Origin of the sequence: Anaerococcus lactolyticus S7-1-13, assembly GCF_000758765.1 — a bacterium.
Classification (GTDB): Bacteria; Bacillota; Clostridia; order Tissierellales; family Peptoniphilaceae; genus Anaerococcus; species Anaerococcus lactolyticus.
The window spans coordinates 1-19,712 of sequence record NZ_JRMW01000044.1 but is presented as its reverse complement, the minus strand read 5'-3'; the positions used below and the strand labels follow the sequence as shown (position 1 = coordinate 19,712).

General features: G+C 35.4%; 17 protein-coding genes and 2 tRNA genes. 1 reads left to right on the top strand and 18 read right to left on the bottom strand.

From position 1 onward, the window contains the following. Positions 1-11: 11 nt before the first annotated feature. The 5 genes from HMPREF1630_RS09085 to HMPREF1630_RS09065 all read right to left on the bottom strand — a co-directional run bounded on the left by HMPREF1630_RS09085 (position 12) and on the right by HMPREF1630_RS09065 (position 4,861). Positions 12-854: a 3-hydroxybutyryl-CoA dehydrogenase gene (locus tag HMPREF1630_RS09085; protein ID WP_004826539.1), complete on the bottom strand. Its 843-nt coding sequence runs from the start codon at positions 852-854 to the stop codon at positions 12-14. A gap of 12 nt (positions 855-866) precedes the next feature. Then, positions 867-1,646 carry an enoyl-CoA hydratase-related protein gene (locus HMPREF1630_RS09080; protein ID WP_004826540.1) on the bottom strand — a complete coding sequence of 260 codons (780 nt, stop codon included), beginning with the start codon at positions 1,644-1,646 and terminating at the stop codon, positions 867-869. Positions 1,647-1,885: 239 nt separating this feature from the next. After that, complete coding sequence (locus HMPREF1630_RS09075) at positions 1,886-2,887, bottom strand: electron transfer flavoprotein subunit alpha/FixB family protein (RefSeq protein ID WP_004826543.1); 1,002 nt, start codon at positions 2,885-2,887, stop codon at positions 1,886-1,888. Between the two features lie 9 nt (positions 2,888-2,896). Then, entirely contained in the window at positions 2,897-3,706 is an 810-nt protein-coding gene (locus tag HMPREF1630_RS09070) for an electron transfer flavoprotein subunit beta/FixA family protein (protein ID WP_004826544.1), read from the bottom strand. An 18-nt stretch (positions 3,707-3,724) separates the two neighbouring features. Next, positions 3,725-4,861 carry an acyl-CoA dehydrogenase gene (locus tag HMPREF1630_RS09065; protein WP_004826546.1) on the bottom strand — a complete coding sequence of 379 codons (1,137 nt, stop codon included), beginning with the start codon at positions 4,859-4,861 and terminating at the stop codon, positions 3,725-3,727. A 394-nt stretch (positions 4,862-5,255) separates the two neighbouring features. Here HMPREF1630_RS09065 and HMPREF1630_RS09060 point away from each other — a divergent pair, with 394 nt between their 5' ends. Then, the gene (locus HMPREF1630_RS09060) at positions 5,256-6,680 is read left to right on the top strand and encodes an FAD-binding oxidoreductase (RefSeq protein WP_037328882.1); all 1,425 of its coding nucleotides are present in this window, start codon (positions 5,256-5,258) and stop codon (positions 6,678-6,680) included. Positions 6,681-6,749: 69 nt separating this feature from the next. Here HMPREF1630_RS09060 and hisS read toward each other — a convergent pair whose 3' ends face one another. The 13 genes from hisS to HMPREF1630_RS09575 form a co-directional block, all read right to left on the bottom strand. Further along, on the bottom strand, positions 6,750-8,036 hold the full coding sequence (gene hisS / locus HMPREF1630_RS09055) for a histidine--tRNA ligase (protein WP_037328880.1): 1,287 nt from the start codon (positions 8,034-8,036) through the stop codon (positions 6,750-6,752). Positions 8,037-8,111: 75 nt separating this feature from the next. Further along, entirely contained in the window at positions 8,112-8,786 is a 675-nt protein-coding gene (locus HMPREF1630_RS09050) for a DUF6873 family GME fold protein (protein WP_004826552.1), read from the bottom strand. 42 nt (positions 8,787-8,828) lie between these two features. After that, positions 8,829-8,902 (bottom strand) — tRNA-Cys (locus tag HMPREF1630_RS09045). 11 nt (positions 8,903-8,913) lie between these two features. Continuing rightward, positions 8,914-8,988: transfer RNA gene (locus tag HMPREF1630_RS09040), tRNA-Gly, on the bottom strand. A gap of 227 nt (positions 8,989-9,215) precedes the next feature. After that, on the bottom strand, positions 9,216-10,547 hold the full coding sequence (locus HMPREF1630_RS09035; protein WP_037328879.1) for an MATE family efflux transporter: 1,332 nt from the start codon (positions 10,545-10,547) through the stop codon (positions 9,216-9,218). A gap of 107 nt (positions 10,548-10,654) precedes the next feature. Next, positions 10,655-12,574, bottom strand: coding sequence for an ABC transporter permease (locus HMPREF1630_RS09030; protein WP_037328878.1), 1,920 nt, complete (start codon positions 12,572-12,574; stop codon positions 10,655-10,657). After that, positions 12,561-13,319, bottom strand: coding sequence for an ABC transporter ATP-binding protein (locus HMPREF1630_RS09025; protein WP_231549542.1), 759 nt, complete (start codon positions 13,317-13,319; stop codon positions 12,561-12,563). The genes HMPREF1630_RS09030 and HMPREF1630_RS09025 overlap by 14 nt, the downstream gene beginning before the upstream one ends. Positions 13,320-13,399: 80 nt before the next feature. Further along, positions 13,400-14,341 carry a sensor histidine kinase gene (locus HMPREF1630_RS09020; RefSeq protein WP_052039426.1) on the bottom strand — a complete coding sequence of 314 codons (942 nt, stop codon included), beginning with the start codon at positions 14,339-14,341 and terminating at the stop codon, positions 13,400-13,402. After that, entirely contained in the window at positions 14,328-15,002 is a 675-nt protein-coding gene (locus HMPREF1630_RS09015; RefSeq protein ID WP_037328875.1) for a response regulator transcription factor, read from the bottom strand. Before HMPREF1630_RS09015 ends, HMPREF1630_RS09020 begins: the two co-directional genes overlap by 14 nt. Before the next feature lie 65 nt (positions 15,003-15,067). Further along, on the bottom strand, positions 15,068-16,936 hold the full coding sequence (locus HMPREF1630_RS09010; protein ID WP_004826564.1) for an ABC transporter ATP-binding protein: 1,869 nt from the start codon (positions 16,934-16,936) through the stop codon (positions 15,068-15,070). Beyond that, positions 16,929-18,692, bottom strand: a complete 1,764-nt coding sequence (locus HMPREF1630_RS09005; RefSeq protein WP_052039425.1) for an ABC transporter ATP-binding protein — start codon at positions 18,690-18,692, stop codon at positions 16,929-16,931. Before HMPREF1630_RS09005 ends, HMPREF1630_RS09010 begins: the two co-directional genes overlap by 8 nt. Beyond that, complete coding sequence (locus HMPREF1630_RS09000) at positions 18,680-19,126, bottom strand: MarR family winged helix-turn-helix transcriptional regulator (RefSeq protein ID WP_037328873.1); 447 nt, start codon at positions 19,124-19,126, stop codon at positions 18,680-18,682. The genes HMPREF1630_RS09005 and HMPREF1630_RS09000 overlap by 13 nt, the downstream gene beginning before the upstream one ends. Before the next feature lie 302 nt (positions 19,127-19,428). Further along, positions 19,429-19,712 (bottom strand): hypothetical protein (locus tag HMPREF1630_RS09575; RefSeq protein ID WP_037328870.1); only part of this gene is annotated, 284 nt, incomplete at its 5' end.

Here is a 19,712-nt window from a genome sequence, read left to right as displayed (position 1 = left end):
ATCTATTTATCTTATTTGCTATAATCGTAGAAGCCTTTGCCTGTTTTTCTACCAAGGTCTCCAGCTCTTACCATTTGTCTTAATAGTGGGCATGGTCTATATTTGCTATCACCAAATTCTGTATAAAGAACTTCCATGATTGCTAAGCATGTATCAAGACCTATAAGATCTCCTAGAGCAAGAGGTCCCATTGGGTGATTTGCACCAAGTTGCATACCCTTATCAATATCTTCAACGCTTGCAAGTCCGTCAGCAAGTACGCCAACAGCTTCGTTAATCATTGGGATAAGAAGTCTATTAACAACAAAGCCTGGGCCTTCTTTAACTTCGATAGGTTGTTTGCCAAGTTTTTCAGCAAGTTCAAAAATAGCTTTGTTTGTTTCATCAGATGTGTGAAGACCTCTGATAACTTCAACAAGTTTCATAACTGGAACTGGATTGAAGAAGTGCATACCAATTACATTTTCTGGTCTTTTTGTAACTGCAGCAATGTCTGTGATTGAAAGAGATGATGTGTTAGAAGCAAGGATTGCACCTTCTTTAACAACTTCGTCTAATTCTTTAAAAATTTCTTTTTTGAGTTTTGGATTTTCTGTTGCAGCTTCGATAACTACGTCACAATCAGCTAAATCTTTAACTTCTGTTGTGTAAGAAATATTTTTAAGAGCAGCTTCTTTAGCTTCTTCTGTCATTCTTTCTTTAGAAACTTGTTTAGCATAAGATTTTTCTATTCTAGCTTTTGCTTTTTCTAAGAATTCATCTTTGATATCTCTAACTACAACTTCATAACTTTTAGCAGCAGTTTCTACGATACCGCCACCCATGATTCCTGATCCGATTACACCTATTTTCATAATTTATCTCCTTTATTTATTTTTAAATTCAGCTTGACCTTTGTTTATGAAGGCTTGCATTCCAGATTTTTGATCTTCTGTTGAGAAGGTTAGGGCAAATAAGTTTTCTTCAACCTTAATTGCGCTATCTATATCTACTTGTCCACCAACATTTATAGCTTCTTTTGAAGCTCTAACTGCAACTGGTGCGTTGTTAGCGATTTTTTCTGCTAATTTTTGTACTGTTTCATCAAGCTTGTCAGCTTCTACGACTTCTTGAACTAAGCCAATTTCGTAAGCCTTGTCAGCTTTGATGTTTTTAGCTGTATAGATTAAATATTTTGCATATCCAGGACCAACAAGTCTTTGAAGTCTTTGGGTACCAGCAAAACCTGGAGTAATTCCAAGACCTACTTCTGGTTGACCAAATAAAGCCTTATCACTTGCTATTCTAAAATCACAGCTCATTGCGATTTCACATCCACCACCTAAGGCAAATCCGTTGATAGCAGCTATAACTGGAATTGGTAGGCTTTCAAGTTTTCTAAATACGTGAAGTCCCTTATAACCAAATTCTTTAGCTTCTACTGGTGTGAGAGTTGACATTTCTTTAATGTCTGCTCCTGCAACAAAGCTTCTTCCTTCACCTGTAAGTATTGCTACTCTAAGATCCTTGTTAGCTCTTACTTCATCAAGAAGTGTGTTTAATTCGTCTAATACTTCTGAGTTAAGTGCGTTTAAAGCCTCTGGTCTATTGATAGTAATCTTTGCAATGTGACCATTAACTTCATATTTTACAGTTTTGTAAGTCATCCATCCCCCTTAGAATAAATCGTTTACATAGTTTTTATTAGCATAAAGTCACAATTAACTTTATAACCAACATCCGTCTTATACTTCTATTATAACAGTTGATATTTTTTTGTCAATCTTTTTTGTATAAATTTTAACAATTTTCAAAAAACGATTTTCAATCAACTAATGGGCTTATTCCCCCACTATGTATAAAAGAAAAACCACTATTTATATAAATAGTGGTTTAATTTTTTATCTCAGCCTTTTCTTGCTTTAATCTTTTCTGTTAAAGCAGGAACAATTTCAAATAGGTCACCAACAATACCATAGTCAGCTACATCGAAAATAGGTGCATCTGGGTCCTTGTTGATAGCAATAATTGTATCTGATGCGTTAATACCAGCTATATGTTGGATAGCTCCAGAAATACCTACTGCTATATATACCTTTGGTGCAACAGTTTTACCTGATTGACCAACTTGGTGAGAGTGAGAAATCCATCCAGAATCTACTAATGGACGAGATGAACCTACAGTTGCTCCTAAGGCTTCAGCTAAGTCTTCTACTAGCTTTAAGTTACTTGGATCTCCAAGTCCACGTCCACCTGATACGATAAATTCTGCACCAACTAAATCAACATCATCACCTTCATCTCTTGCGATAAAGTCAATAATCTTGGTTCTGATATCACCAGTATATTCAATATTGTCTTCGATTTCTTCTATATTATCTTTTCTACCAAAAGCTTCTTTAGGGAATACACCTGGACGTACAGTACCCATTTGTGGTCTTGAATCTGGGCATAGAATTTGTGCCATTAAGTTACCACCAAAGGCAGGTCTTGTCCATTGAACATTTCCTGTTTCAGCATCAACATCAAGTTCTGTACAGTCAGCTGTTAGACCTGTGTGAAGTCTTGAAGATACTCTTGGTCCTAAGTCTCTACCTTGGTTAGTAGCACCGATTAGGATAGTATTTGGGTTGTGTTTTTCAACAAGCTTGCATACTGCATTTGCATATACATCAGTGTTATATTCTTTATAAATATCGCCTTCGCAAGTGATGATTGCATCAACACCGTGGTCTTTTACCTCTTCTTTAGCTTTTGATACTTCTTTTCCGATTATTACAGCAACTAAATTTCCACCAAGAACATCAGCCATTCTTCTGCCTGGATTTAATAATTCTAGGCCTACATTAACTGCTGATCCATCTTCTTTAGTTTCAACTAATACCCATAGGTTTTTATTTTCTGACATAGTCCCTCCTTAAATAAGCTTCTTATCAACTAAAGCTGCTATAAGCTTATCTGCCGCTTCGCCAGCTTCCATATTTTCAAATATTTCGCCAACTTTTTCAACTGTTGGAGTATAAGATTTATTAACTCTTGTTGGTGAACCTTTTAGACCTATAGCTGTTTCATCTATGCTATCTTTAAGTTCTTCAAAAGTAATTTGTCCAATAGAAGCTTTTTTAGCTTTTAATTTATTTTTGATTTTTGGATATCTTAATTCTTCATCGCCATATTTTGTAAATGTTACTAGGGCTGGAAGAACAGATTGGATAACTTGAGCTCCACCTTCAACTTCTTTAAGAACTTTAAGTCCTTCTTCATTTAACTCTGCTGTATAAGCATAAGTTACTTGTGGAAGTCCTAAGTGTTCAGCAAGTTCTGGTCCTACTTGTGCTGTATCACCGTCGATAGCTTGTAGGCCACAGAATACCATGTCAGGATTTCCTTCAGTTTCAGCTACTTTTTTGATAGCTTCTGATAGGATATAAGATGTTGCTAGAGTATCTGAACCACCAAATTTTTTGTCAGTTACAAGGTAAGCATTGTCAGCACCAACTGCTAGACAATCTCTTAGCATTTGATCTGCTTGTGGAGGTCCCATTGAGATTACTGTAATCTTAACTTCTGGGTCTTTATCTTTGATTCTTAGAGCTTGCTCTAAAGCGAAAGCATCGTAAGTATTTAGGATACTTGGAACGCCCTTTCTAATAAGTGTGTTTGTAACCGGATCAATTTTGATTTCATTTGTATCCGGAACTTGTTTAGCACATACGAATATATTCATATATATCTCCCTTCGATATTATCTTAAAAGTGAACCGCCAACTACCATTAACATAACCTCTGAAGTACCTTCGTAGATTTCTGTTATTTTAGCGTCTCTCATCATTCTTTCAACTTCATATTCTTTTGAATAGCCGTAGCCACCAAATAATTGAACAGCCTTTGTAGTAACATCCATAGCTACTCTTGCTGCCTTAAGTTTAGCTTCTGCTGCTGCAACTGTGTAGCTTTCGCCAGCATCTTTTAGTGTTGCTGCTTTATAAACTAAGTGACGAGCAGATTCTATATCTATAGCCATTTCAGCTAATTTGAATTGTGTATTTTGGAATTTAGCAATTGGTCTACCAAATTGTTGACGTTCTTTAACGTATTTGATTGCTTTGTTTAATGCACCTTCAGCTATACCAAGTGCTTGAGCAGCTATACCAATTCTACCACCGTCAAGTGTTTGCATAGCATATTTAAAGCCCTTACCTTCTTCGCCTAATAGGTTAGCTGCAGGTATTCTACAATCTTGGAATACTAATTCCATTGTTGAAGAAGCTTTGATACCCATCTTGTCTTCTTTTGCACCAAAGTTAAAGCCAGGAGTTCCTTTTTCTACGATGAATGCAGAAATTCCTTTTGTACCTTGAGATTTATCTGTCATTGCAAATACTACATAAGTATCAGCATGACCTGCGTTTGTGATAAAGATTTTTGAACCGTTAAGAACATATTCATCACCATCTTTAACAGCTACAGTTTTTTGACCTGAAGCATCTGTACCAGCATCTGGTTCTGTTAGAGCAAAGGCACCAAGTTTTTCACCTGAAGCAAGTGGTGTAAGGAATTTTTCTTTTTGTTCTTCATTACCAAATTTATTAATGCAGTCAGCGCATAGAGATGTGTGAGCAGAAACAATAACACCTGTAGATGCGCATGCTTTAGAAAGCTCTTCTACACATAAAATATATGTAAGTGTATCTAGACCGATTCCACCGTATTCTTCATCAAATGGAATACCAAAGAAGCCTAGCTCTTGCATTTTGGCTACATTTTCTTCTGGGAATCTGTGATTTTCGTCAATTTCGATAGCTATAGGAGCTACTTCTTTTTCAGCGAAATCTCTAAACATTTTTTGCATTTCTAATTGTTCTTCAGTTAATTTATACATTTTCTCTCCTTATAATTTTGACTTTGGATACATTATCCTAACAATTATTATCCTACTGTTATTATCTTAACAATCAATTGCTCAATTGTCAAATAAAAATCAAAGTCTTTTTTGAAATGACCTTGCAGCTACTATTTCAGAAGATAATTTCTTTATTTCAAGAATGTAATTAATACTAAAAATCAATATTTAATATTAATATTACTAAACAAAAATCTCTTCTCCTACTAGCATTCAACGTGATTATACCTTAAAAAAAGACCTTGTTCAATCGTTTTCTTATAATTTCACATAATTAAGTTTATTGCCAATAATCATTATTTTTGCACTTTGTTAATTTATTTGTTATAATCTAATTACAAGTAAATGAAAATGTTATTTTATAGGAGGTAATATGACAGTTTACAACAAAGTTAATGATGAATTCATTAGCAAGCTTAGTGAGAGTGTAGAGGGAAAAGTTTTTACAGCAGACCAAATTAACGAAGACTTTTCTCATGATGAGATGCCAATTTATGGTTCTTACCAACCAGATGTTCTAGTTGCAGCTAAATCTACAGAAGATGTTTCAAAAATTCTGAAACTATGTAATGAGTACAAGATTCCAGTTCTTGCTCGTGGTGCTGGTTCTGGCCTTGTAGGTTCTGGCGTTGCTATAAACGGTGGAGTTATGATCGATATGCAAGGAATGAACAAAATTCTTGAATACGATCTTGATAACCTAGTTGTTAGAGTTCAACCTGGCGTTTACTTACACGACCTTGCTGAGGATTGCCTAACTAAAGGATATATGTATCCACCTGATCCAGGTGAAAAATTTGCTACCCTTGGTGGTAACGTGTCAACAAACGCAGGCGGTATGAGAGCTGTTAAATACGGTACAACAAGAGATTACGTAAGGGCTATGGAAGTTGTTCTTCCAACAGGTGAAATCACAAGATTTGGTGCTGTTGTTTCTAAAACATCAACAGGTTATTCCCTAAAAGACCTTATGGTAGGTTCTGAAGGAACCCTTGGTATCATCACAGAATTAACTCTTAAGATAGTTCCTCAAGCAAAACATACTATCTCTCTTATAGTTCCTTTTGAATCATTAGATGAATGTATTGCTACAGTTCCAGTATTATTCAGAGCTAACCTAAAACCACAAGCTATCGAATTTATGGAAAGAAAGATAATTCTTGCTTCTGAAAAATACATCGGTAAGGAAACTTTCCCTAAGAATATAGAAGGTACAGACGTTAATGCTTACCTACTAATCACCTTTGATGGCGATAATGAAGATGAAATTGACGTTCTTATGGAACAAGCAGCTGAATTATTAGTTGAAAACGGAGCAATAGATGTACTTGTTGCTGATACACCAAGTGCAATCAAAGATGCTTGGGCAGCAAGAAGCTCCTTCCTTGAGGCTATCAACAGCCAATACAAACTCATCGACGAATGTGACGTAGTTGTTCCAATCAACAAAATCGCACCATTCATTAACTTTGTAAATGAAATCGGCGAAAAATATGACTTTGACGTTCAATCTTTCGGTCACGCTGGTGATGGTAACCTTCATATTTACACAGTATCAAACGACGAAGATAAACTTGATGAATTTAACAAACAAGTTCATGAATTCATGGAAGAAATCTATGCTAAGGCTTATGAATTTGGTGGACAATTATCAGGTGAACACGGTGTAGGTCACGGTAAACTTAAATACCTAAAAGAATACGAAGGCCAACTAAATACAGACCTAATGAGAGGCATAAAGAAAGTATTCGATCCAAACATGATCCTAAACCCAGGAAAAGTTGTTTCTGCTGAATAAAAAAACTATTTAAAATTATAAACAAAACAAAAGAGCTTAAGTCCTAGGACCTAAGCTCTTTTAATTTCCTTAAAGATTTGCAAAATCTACGAGTTCTTGCTCACCAGTTTGCATATTTCTAATAGTTATTTTTCCTTCTTCCCTCTCACTTTGACCTATGATATAGGCATATTTCACGCCAACCTTGTCAGCATAGGAGAATTTCTTTTTAAGTTTACCTCCTTCAAGGTAAATATCAGCCCTCTTGCCTTCTTCGTGGAGCTTATTTAAAATATCTATAGCGTAGAAATTTTCTTCATCACTCATTGGGATGATTAAAATATCTGTAAGTCTTGATTCATTAGTATTAACAAGGCCAATTTCTTTAAGTTGGTAAAATAAACGGGTAAGGCCTATTGACATACCAACACCTGGTAGGGCTTGCTTAGAGAAATTTTCTGCAAGTTTTTCATACCTACCACCCGAAGAAACAGATCCAATATTTTCATAGCCATTAACAAAAGTTTCGTAGACAGTACCTGTATAATAATCAAGACCCCTAGTAATTGATGGGTCTATTTTTATATTCTTATCTGGAATACCAAGGTGGATCATGTAGGAATAGACAGTTTTTAATTCGCAAAGACCCTCCCTATATAAGTTATTATCCACAAAATCATCTAAACTCGCCAAAAGCTCTTCATTTTTAAGGTCTGATGCGATAAAGGCTAAAATTTTATCAGCTTTTTGGTTATCAACCAATTCCAAAAGCTCATTTTTTGTATTTTCCATCCCTATCTTATCTTTTTTATCAATAAGTCTAAGAACATCAGTGGTATCGGTGATATCCAAGGCATTTAAAAATCCATTTAAAAGCTTTCTATTATTAATCTTGAAAGTGACATCTGGTGTATCAAGCTTATTAAAAATTTCATAAATAACTCTTGGTGGGATAGCATCGTTGGCTATAGCGAGGCTATTGTGGCCAATAATATCTATGTCGCACTGGTAAAATTCTCTGTAGCGGCCTTTTTGATTTCTCTCACCCCTATATACTTTAGCTATGTGATAACGTTTGAAGGGGAAATTTAGGTCTGCAAAGTGCTCAGCTACATACCTAGCGAGTGGAACTGTTAGGTCAAATCTCAAACTCATATCACGAGTCTCTGATGCTATTTCATAGATTTGTTTTTCAGTTTCTCCCCCACCCTTAGCAAAAAGTATTTCATTTTTTTCTATGACTGGGGTATCAATTGGCAAAAATTGAAATTTTTTAAAAGTTTCTTCTATAATATTTTTCATCCTATCAAAAGCCAACTGGTCTTCTGGCAAAAGTTCCATAACACCAGCAATGGTTGATGGTTTTACAATCTTCATATCTTGCTCCTATATCTTATTAGTTAGCTACATTATACGATATTTTAGCCAATAAAAAAGCCCCCATCTGGCAAGCTATATTTCAATAACAGAACCAAGGTCTACTAAAGCTGTTTTTGGATAAGTTATTTCAATATTTTCCCTTTGACAGATGTCTTTTATTTTTTGATAAGCCTTATGCTCGCTTATATCTCCAGTGAAAATTAATTTATTACCTACTAAACCACAAGTGCCACCCAAAAATCCCTTGTCAAAGCCGTCTAGGTAGACATAATCTTCATCTACAAGCTCTATTGCTACCTTATCCTTAAGGACCTTATAAATTCCAAAATCACTTGTGATTAAAAAATTTTTAAGTGGTATTATAGAACACCTACTATAGCCTTGGTTAACTTTCAAAAATGAAATCTTCTTAGCCCTAAAAAAATTTTCTATATTTTTTTCTGTAAAATCATTGTGGATATAAAAATCCTTAAAGCCAACCACATTATAAAGGGAATCTTTCGGATAATTCTGGCCTACCCTTGCTCCCCTTATTAGTTTATAACCAGGCAATTTCTCCTCATAATAAGAAAATACACCCTCATCTATAACAATAGTATTATTATCAAGTTTAAACAAAGATAAGTCCGGATGATCACATATCCTAGGGTCTAAATTTGGATTTGCTATTGTTTGTATAAATGAATAGTCATTAGCTCTTAGAAAATTTTTAAACTCTTCGCTTGCCTTGTAGGAAATAACTAACATAAATATCCTCCCAATAAAAAAATCCCCGGCTGGGGATGAATTTGGAGGCGCCACCCAGATTTGAACTGGGGGTAAAGGTGTTGCAGACCTCTGCCTTACCACTTGGCTATGGCGCCTTAATAAAAAATGGAGCGGATGACGAGATTCGAACTCGCGACCCTCGCCTTGGCAAGGCGATGCTCTACCACTGAGCCACATCCGCATAAGTTTATTATAACATTTTTTTAATTTTTGTAAAGATAAAATTTATGTTTTTTAATTTTTTTATAAGCTAGGAAGCTCTTTACCCTTAAGCTTACTTTTATATTATAAGCGAGAAGACCAAACTTGTCAAGTTTTCTTTAAGCTAAACATAGAAAAACCTACCCTTTATTTTTGACAATTATTAGCAAAGATTAAATTTTCAAAACCTAAAAGCAAGGTCAAATCCTAGTGGACCTGCCTTGCCTTTTTCAATTCATTTAATTCTTCTTTTATCAAGAAAATAGATATGACCATTGTTAGGAAGTCTGAGCCAATTAAAACATACCATATCATTTCTTTTGGCATAAAAATTGTAACAAGGTAAGCAAAAATAGTTACAAACAAGTAGCCCCTAAGGATGGTGATTATAAAATCAAACCTTGGTTTGCCAACAGATGTGAGATAACCACCATTTGTAATATTAAAGCCTAGGATTAAAAAACTAATAGCAAAAATCCTGAGCGACTTTGATGCAAAGATCATGAAATCAGCTGAAACATCAGTCAAAAATATATTTATAAAAAATTCCGGCCAAAATTCTATGGCGCCCACCATCAGTAAGGATAGGACGGCAACAGACCTTAGCATATATTTTCTAATTATCGGTATCTTATCGTATTCTTTTGCCCCATAATAAAAACCCAAAAGTGGTTGGCTTGACTGGTTTATGGCAAGCATAGTGTTTACTACAAAAGTCATGACATAGGCAATTACAGAAAAGGCTGCAAGCCCCACTTCTCCGTAGAGTCTTCCAATAGCAAGGTTAAAAACCAAAATACAAAAGCCTGTCGAAAGCTCTGATAAAGATGCAGGAAAGCCGTAGGAAAAAATTTCCTTAAACATAAAGGCCTTGACCCTAAATTTTCTAAATTTCAAATATGACTTTGGCGATAAAAAATAAATCAAATAGCCAATGGTAGGTATAGTCTGGGCCAAACCTGTCGCCACAGCCGCTCCCCACAATCCCCAATGAAATTTAAAAATAAAAATATAGTCAAGAACTACATTTGTAAGAGCAGACATCAGCATAAGAATAGTCGTAAGGGATGGCCTCCCATCTGCCTTTACCATAATTTCAAACACATAGGAAGTAAGGTAAAAAGGCAAAAAGAAAATTATAATAGAGAGGTATTCCTTTACCATTTCTACCATGTGCCCCTCTGCGCCCAAAAATCTTACAAGGGGATTTATAAAAATAAAACCTACAAGCGAAAGACCCAGGGCAAAGATTACTGAAATAGCAACGCCTAAACTAAAAAATTCATCGGCACCTTCCTTGTTTTGCCTACCCTTTTCGTGGGCAATGAGGTTTAAAGACCCAATCGAAATTAAAATTGCAAAGGCAAAGGAAAGGGTCACAAAGGGCATAGAAATATTTACAGCTGCCAAGCCCTCGCTGCCAACGCCCCTCCCAACAAAAATACCATCCACCATGGTGTAGGTTGAAAACAAGGTCATGGTCGTGATGGTCGGGATTAAATATTTTAAATAACTCTTTAATAACGATTTTTCTTTCATTAACACTCCTTAAGATACATATAATATAACTCTAAGCCCCTATTTGGTCAAGAAAATACTTAAAAATAAACATTATAATAAAAAATCGACTCAAGAGAGTCGAAATTTTATGATATTATTTTATAGTATTGCCTGCTACTTAATTTGTAATAAATGAGATACAAAAGGGCAAACATTACAAATCCTATTATAAAGGAAGTTATCTTTATAGATTCATTTACGCATCCTAACATGACAAAGATTTTTGAAATCATCTTAAAGGCAAAGCCTACATGGATGCCTGCAACTATCAAAGGTAGGAAGAAAAATACCAGAACTTGCTTGTCTATAGTTTTTTTGATTTTTCCTTCTCCAATTCCTAATTTCCTTAGACTTTGGTATTTATTTCTATCGGCAAAACCCTCTTGGATTTGCTTATAATAAATTATCAATCCTGTTGCAACCATAAAAATTAAGCCAAGAAAGATTCCTACGAAAAATATTGCACCGTATAGTTTGTAGCCTTCTAAGACACAATAATCATGAAAGCCTATGCCAAATTCATTTTGGACATCCTTAGTTTTCTCCCTAAAAATCGCCATATCCTCATCGTTCAAATCGAAATTATATACATGAACTATTTTATTATCATCTATACTTAGGTTTTTATCCAATTTTTTAACTATTAGATAATAAAAATCAAACATGTAGGACAATAACGAATTCTTTCCAGAATTTTTATATGGATAGTCTTTAATATCTGCCTTTTTCTTTAATTTTTTGCCGTTAAGTTCAAGGTCTGAAATATCAGCCAACTTAGGATTTTTATAAAGCAAAAACTCCCCATCTTTTAAATCCAAAGCTTCTGGTATTGATCCATCATTGACTTCCACAAGTATTCCCATAGCCTTATCGTCAAGAGAGTTTGCATTGTCAAAGACATAAGATTCTTTGCTTGTATTAAAATTTTTGCCATCTTTTTCAAAGGCAAAGACCGCCTTGTAATCTTGAATATTTTTTGCCTCTAAATCATTTTCTTTGATAATTTTTTTAACCTGGTCTATTGAATATTCATCAACAGAAGCAAGGCCCACAGCTCTTGGATATTGCCTGTTTGCTACATCTTCAACACTCCTATAAAGAGCTATGGCTGATGATAATAAAATAATGGCAGCTGTAGACATGATTGTAATTGAAGCAAGACCCTTGGCATTTGACCTTAATCTAAAAATTAGGCTTGAAACTGAGATAAATTTTTCTGTCTTGTAATAAGATTTGGAAGCCTTCATCAATTTTAAAATCACTATTGAAAGTGATGAGAAAAGGAAGAATGTTCCTATCATTACAAGGACAACTGCCAAGAAAAAGTAGGTAAGAGCCCTTAAAGGATTGTTTATAGTTTGGGCTAAGTAATATCCAGACCCAAGCAGAATTAATGATACAAACGCACTTAAAACCATACCCCTTGGCCTTTTGAAGGTCTTTTCTTCCTTAAATAAGTCTAGGATTGATTTTCTTTTTATCTTTATAATCCTAGTCAATAAAATTAATAGGGAAATTCCTGCAAAAACCAAGAAGCTAATTATATAGGCATCTCTAGCAAAACTTAGGTAGAAATTTCCTTCCATTAGCATGAGCTTCAAAAAAATTGTTTCTAATAGTTTATAGATAACTGAAGCAGAAATTATACCAATTAAATATCCCAAAGCTGATATTATCAAGGATTCCAAGGTCAAAATTTTTGATAGATATTTTTTATCAAGGCCCAAAATCGCATAGAGCGAGATTTCCTTAAGTCTTTTGTTTAATAAAAATCCATCTGAATAATATAAAAATATCAGCGAAAAAATCCCCATTACATAAATAGCAATTTTCAATATATAATAGATGCTAGACATGGCGTAAAAATCTTTTAAAGTATCGGCATTCATTAAAAGCAGGATTGAAGTAAATGAAAAAACCATAAATCCGTAAATCAAAATATATGGCAGATAGACTTCCTTATTTTTTCTAATCCCATCTAGGGCGAGACGCTTAGTGAGTTTCATTTTTTGCCGCCCTTAAAAAGTTTAGTGAATCAGAAATTCTTTTATAAAACTGATCACGACTGTCATCTGCCTTATAAATTTCATTGAAAATCTTGCCGTCCCTGATAAATAAAACTCTTTTGGCAAAGGAAGCTGCAATATTTGAGTGGGTCACCATAAAAATTGTGTTTTTCTCGGCGTTTATTTTTTCAAAATATTTTAACAAATCTTCGCTAGATGAGGAATCGAGTTGGCCTGTTGGTTCATCTGCTAATATTATTTTTGGCCTTATAATTAAGGCCCTCGCTACAGCCACTCTTTGCTTTTGCCCACCGGATATTTCTGCCGGATACTTATTTAAAAGTTCAGCAATTCCAAGCTTATTGACAATAGGCATAAGCTTATCTTCAAAACCTTCTGGATTTTCTTCTCTTAAAACAAGGGGCAAAAGGATATTTTCCCTCACATCAAAATTATCCAAAAGATTAAAATCTTGGAAAATATAACCAAAATTATCCCTCCTAAAATCTGACTTTTCCTTATCAGATAAGGATAGGATTTCCTTGTCATCAAGGAAAATTTGCCCGCTAGTTTCCTTATCAATAAGGGAAATGATATTCAAAAGTGTGGTCTTTCCTGATCCAGACTCGCCCATGATGGCTACAAAATCCCCGTCCTCGACTTTCAAATTCACATCCTTGAGGGCAGTTACAGCATTTGCTGTATTTTCCTTATAAATTTTTCTTAAATTTTTTATTTCTAACATATTTTCACCTCTCATAATATAATTATAAAGGCTTTATAAAAATAAGTCCCTTTGCCTAGCTTACAAAGAGACTTATTTTCTTACAATTTTGTAAGTTTTGGGAAATTTATCATAATTTTTGTAAATTTCCCCTCTTCTGATTCGATTTTTATATCCAAATTTAAATCCTTACCTATAGATTTTACAAGATAAAGGCCAAGTCCAGTTGAAGAACCAAGTTTCCTGCCATTTTCACCTGTGTAACCCATTTCAAAAACCCTTGGCAAGTCTGTCCCCTTAATTCCAATCCCATTATCCTCTACAATAAGGAAATTTTTCTCAAAATATACTTTTATCTTGCCAGCTTCTGGAGTGTATTTCAAAGCATTGTTTAAAAGCTGACCAATAATAAAACCTAGCCATTTTTCATCACTCACAGTCATAAATCCAAGGTCGCCCACATCCAAGCTAATTTTTTTGGAAATAAAATCGTAAGATTTTTCCCTAATAATTTCTTTAACTATAGGCTCAATTCTTACTTCCTTAAAGACATAGTCGTTGGTTTTTGAATTGTATCTTACAAAGCCAAGGAGAATGTTTAAATAATCTTCAATTCTCTTGTTATTTTTCTTAAGGAGGTCAAGGTCTGGATTAGGCTCATCTAAAATCAGCTTGTTTTCAGAAATAGGCGTTTTTATTTCATGAATCCAAAGCCCATAAAAATCCCTAAGGTCGCCTTCAATTTCATTATAGGCAAGTAATAGGTCTTTGTATTTTTTATTGATATTCCCTAATTCATCTAAGATTATCTTTTCCCTCTGGCTTGGATTTTTAGAAATTTCTACAAAGGTTGGCTCAGCCTGATTAAAATACTTATAAATAAAATAGGCTAAAAAAATAAAAAAGCTTATCAAAAAACCATAAATTATTGGAAATTTTTCTAGATTGAAACTTATGAAAACCAACAAATAAGTAAGGCTAATAATAAAAAAGAAAATAAAAGATACCTTATTTTCCTTCAAAAAATTTTTAAGCTTCAACATAATAACCGTATCCCTGCTTGGTCATTATAAAATCATCTACCCCAAGACCTGCCAAAGACTTTCTTAGCCTAGAAATATTGACTGTAAGGGTGTTATCGTCGATGTAAATATCTGTCGACCAGAGGCTTGTCATTAGCTTTTCTCTAGAAACAACATTTCCCTTATTTACCATAAGAGTCTCTAAAATTTTAAATTCATTCTTAGACAGGTCTAAACTTTTTTCACCGTAGCTAATGGCCATTGACTTTAAATCTAGGATTAATCCCCTAATTTCAAGTCTTGACAGATTTTCCTTATAATCATAGGCCCTTCTTAAAATCGCCTTTATTTTGGCAAGTAGAAGGTCTATTTCAAAGGGTTTACTCACAAAGTCATCAGCTCCCATTTCCATGGCCATGATTTTATTCATGGTATCTTCCTTTGAGGATAAAAATATTATTGGCACATTTGAGATATCACGAATTTTTCTTGTCCAAAAATACCCATCATAAAAAGGTAGACCAATATCCATGACTACAAGGTCCGGCTTTTCACCTTTAAAGGTATCAAAAACCCTCTCAAAATTATCCGCAAGGATAACTTCAAATCCCCATTTCTCAAGTTCATTTTTTAATTTTTCTGAAATTATCTGGCTATCGTCAACCACAAATATCTTAAACATAAAATCTCCTAAAATTATTATAACACAAAAACCTCCCATTCCTAATTTGGATGAGAGGCTGTGAGTTAATCAAGTTCCAACTTACCGGTATATAATTGCCAGTAGGTTCCCTTTTCTTTTATTAATTTGTCGTGGTTTCCTCGTTCTATTATCCTTCCGTCTTCCATTACCATAATTACGTCAGAATTTTGGATGGTTGAAAGCCTGTGGGCTATAACTATGGAAGTTGAACCTGTCATTAGCTTATCCATTGCTTCTGTGACATCCTTTTCTGTGGCTGTATCAATAGATGAGGTCGCCTCATCAAGTATAAGCATCGGAGGCTCTGCGATAGCTGCCCTTGAGATTGAGATTAGCTGGTTTTGACCGTCTGATAGGCTCGATCCGTCACCTTTTATTTCGGTGTCATATTTTTCTGGAAGCCTTTTTATAAAGGAGTCTGCACCAGATAATCTCGCCGCAGCCTTGACTTCTTCATCGCTTGCCCTTAGCCTACCATACTTGATATTGCCCTCAATGGTGTCTGTAAAGAGGTTCACTTCTTGGAGAACCATACCAAAGGCACGTCTTAGGGAATCTTTTTTGATATCCCTAATATCAATACCGTCTACCATAATTGATCCATTATCAATTTCATAAAACCTAGTGATGACATTGGTAATAGTTGTCTTTCCCGCTCCGGTTGAGCCGACAAAGGCAATCTTTTCTCCTGGTTCTGCATAAAATGAAATATCCTTAAGAATTTGATTTTTGCCGTCATAGGAAAAGTCAACGTGCTTAAACTCCAGTCTGCCTTCGAGCATCTTGTAGTGTTTTCTATCGCCATCATCCCACATCCAGGCATAGCTACCTGTTAGGTCATTACACTCTGTCACAGAGCCGTCGGCATTTTCCACAGCGTGGACAAGTTCGATAAAACCTGTATCTTTCTCTATTGGCATATCAATTATTTCAAAAATCCTATCAGCCCCTGCCATAGCTTGGAAAACTGCGTTGGCCTGTTGGCTAACATTCACAATAGGATTTTGAATTTGCCTTATATTTGATAAAAAGGCTGCCAAAACTCCGACAGTCATATCTCCATTGATAGTGATATAGACCCCGTAAACGGTAATAGCAGCATAAAGAATATTTACCATATTTAGCAAAAATGGCATCATCCTACCAGCATAGGTATTGGCACGGGTAAAAGCAATCCTTACTTCCTCAGTCTTATTTCTAAAAGTGTCGAGGATTTTTTCTTCTCTTGAAAAAACTTTTACAACTTTTTGTCCAGATAGGGTTTCTTCAGAAAATCCTTGAAGGCTTGATATATGTCCCTGGCCTTCTCTAAAGGAGGTCGAAGACTTATAGATAATCCTTGATAAAATTGGAATTAAGATTGTAAGGCCAATGAGCATTGTAAAGGTCAGGTTAAAACTTAATTTAAACATGACAAGAATTGTACCCACAAGCATAATTGCTGCCCTAACTATGGTTGGAACAGTATTTGCCAAGGCCTGACTAAGAACGTCAGTATCATTTGTAAACCTTGACATAATCTCACCGTGCTTGTTGGTATCAAAAAATCCTATTGGCATCTTTTGGACTTTGTCAAAAAGTTCAATCCTGATATTTCTAATTGATCTTTCTCCAACCCTGACCATGAGCCTTGAATATATAAAGGAAGTAAGGGCGGAAACGGCGTAGATAGCTCCCATTTGAAGCGATGCTCTTTTAAGGCCAGCCACGTCTGATTTTAAGATATAAGAATCAATAATTGGCTGGAGCATATTTACTCCCCAAATCTGGGTGAGAGCTGATACTATTACGCAAACTACAATCAAAATCATCTGCCACCTATAAGCAAAAAGATAGGATAAAAGCCTTCCTATAGACGAAAATGAAACTTTTCTCCTATAGGATTTGTCATTCATCTTGTAATCATTAGTCATTATCTCCACCTCCTTGCTCTTGGATATCGACAGTCTCCCTGTAAACTCTGTTGGTCGCATAAAGCTCGTCGTGAGAACCAACTGCTTCGATTTTTCCTTCGTTCATAACTATAATCCTGTCTACATACTTGAATGAAGACACCCTCTGGGAAATAATTATTTTTGTCAAATCCTTGTTATACTTGTTAATTCCATCGATGATTGCTGTTTCGGTCTTAGTATCAACTGCTGAAGTGGAATTGTCCATAATTAGGATTTTTGGTTTTTTAAGAAGGGCACGGGCAATGGTTAGCCTTTGTTTTTGGCCACCAGACACACCTGTTCCACCTTGACCAAGGACTGATTCATAGCCATCGTGGCGATTTCTTACAAAGTCATCGGCCTGAGAAATCTTGGCTGCAAGCTCTATTTCTTCCATAGCCGCCTCATCATCACCCCACCTGAGGTTATCGGCGATAGAGCCTGAAAAGAGGGTGTTTTTTTGAAGGACAATCGCCACATCATCACGCAAAGTTTTAAGGTCATAGGTCTCCACCGGATGACCTCCCACTTTAAGTGCCCCTTTGCTTATATCATAAAGCCTTGGTATCAGCTGGACTAGGGTTGATTTCGATGATCCTGTAGGCCCCAAAATCCCAATAGCCTCCCCACTTTTGATGTGGAGATTTATATTTTCAAGCTGGTAGGAAGCCGAATCTTCTTCATACTTAAAGGAAACATTGTCAAAATCAATTGATCCATCTTCTAATTTAAGACCTTCGATTTTTTCATCATTATCCATTGAAGGCACTCTACTAATCACTTCCACAACCCTTGTAATACCAGGGGAAGCTGACATGAACATAGTAAGAACCATGCTCATTCCGATAAAGGCACCTAAAAGCATTGTTGCATACATATTAAAGGCAACAAGGTCGCCTACTTGTAGTCTTCCTTCGATGATTTCAATCCCACCAAAATAGGTAATGCCCACAAAAGTAGCAAACAAAACTACATTGGCAAGGGGAAAGACAAGAGACATTGGCCCTTGAGATCCGTCTGCGTATTCAAACATCTTTTCGTTTTGGATGCCAAACTTATCAAGCTCATATCTCTTCCTAAAAAATGCCTTGATCACACGCATATTTTTAAGATTTTCCTCTACAACTAGGTTAAGCTTGTCATATTGAAACCTCGCCTTCCTAAATTTAGGAATAGCATAGGTAGTAAGACCCATCAGAAGGGCAAACAAAACTGGAACTGCCACTAAAAATATAAGTGACAATTTTAGGCTAGACTTAAGAGCCAAAACAAAGGCCACTATAGCCATTGCTACAGTCTTAATTACAAACCTGGTTGAAACAAACATTGAAAAAGTTATCTGTTGAGTATCAGACGATAACCTTGTCAAAAGCGAAGGGACCCCAAAATAATCCAAGTCCTCAAAAGAAAAGCGCTGTATATTTTCAAACTGGGCAAGCCTAGCATTGCGGCCCATACCAGACGAGGCAATACCAGCGTTCTTAGTTGCCTGCATACCACAAAACATAGTAATTAAAGATAAAACAACCATCAAAAGTCCATACTTGATTGCAAGTCCCAAATCTTGACCCTTGACAGCTTCATTAAGGGTCATGCCCATAATAGCTGGAATAGCAAGCTCTAAGATGGTTTCAAGGCTGGTATAAATCCTTGAAATATTTCGATTTTTCTTAAATTCTCCCAAATACCTCTTGATATAGGTAAAGGACTTGTAAAATTCTTTTATACTTTCCATTCATCCTCCTTCTCAAAATCTTCCTTGATTGAATCAATCAAAATCTTAAGAGCATCGCTTATCTCCTTCACCTTTTCATCGCCCAATCTCTCGTACATTTTTTTATTGGCTTCAATAATCGGCCTTAACTTTTCATCCCTATTTTTCTTGCCCTTAGTAGTCAACCTCAAAATCCTAATCCTCTTGTCACTTTCATCTTGGATTAGCTCAATAAGACCATCATCTTCAAGGGCCTTGATTACATTGTTGATAGTCTGTTTAGGAGCCCTAAGTTTTTCTGAGATACTTTTTTGGGTTGGATTTTCCAAAAGACCAATGTGGATTAAGATAATAGTCTCCAAGTCATTTAGACCATAAAACTTTGCCCTCTCCTTACTCATACCACTGGCACACCTTAGCAAAGAAAAAATAGAGAATATTGGATCATAATTCATAAACCCTCTTTCTCTAAAATAAATAAACAAATATTTGTTAACTCTTATAAGTATTATAGTACTATTTAGGACTATGTCAAGAGGTGATTTTTGTATAGAATAGAAATCTAAAATTCATGGGATGTCTCGCATGTGCTCGACATGACAGTTAGAGCTTGACTTTTCAAGCCCACCTGTCATTCCGAACGTACGGGAGGAATCCCATAAACCCAGGATCTCTAATTAATGAAATAAGCCCCCGGCCTTCTCTTTTTTTCCTGGACAAAAAAAGACCGCAAGCTCTTGCTTACGATCTTTTGATTTTATTCTTCGTCCTTATTCTTTTTTTCTCTTGTAAAGAACAGTCCGACACTTGATGCTGCCATCAATCCTAGGTAGAATTCATAGTTTGTTATAATTCCTGTGCGTGGATTTAATACTTTGGCTAGGGCTTTCTTTGTACCGGCTACTCCGCTATTTACAGTTGCTGATACACTTCCTGCTATTTTGCCTGCAGCATTTCCTACTGTTTTCACAGTTTGGTCTATCTTCGCTTGGATTTCAACTATTTCATTACCACCCTTTTGACTTGGATTATTTCCTTTGT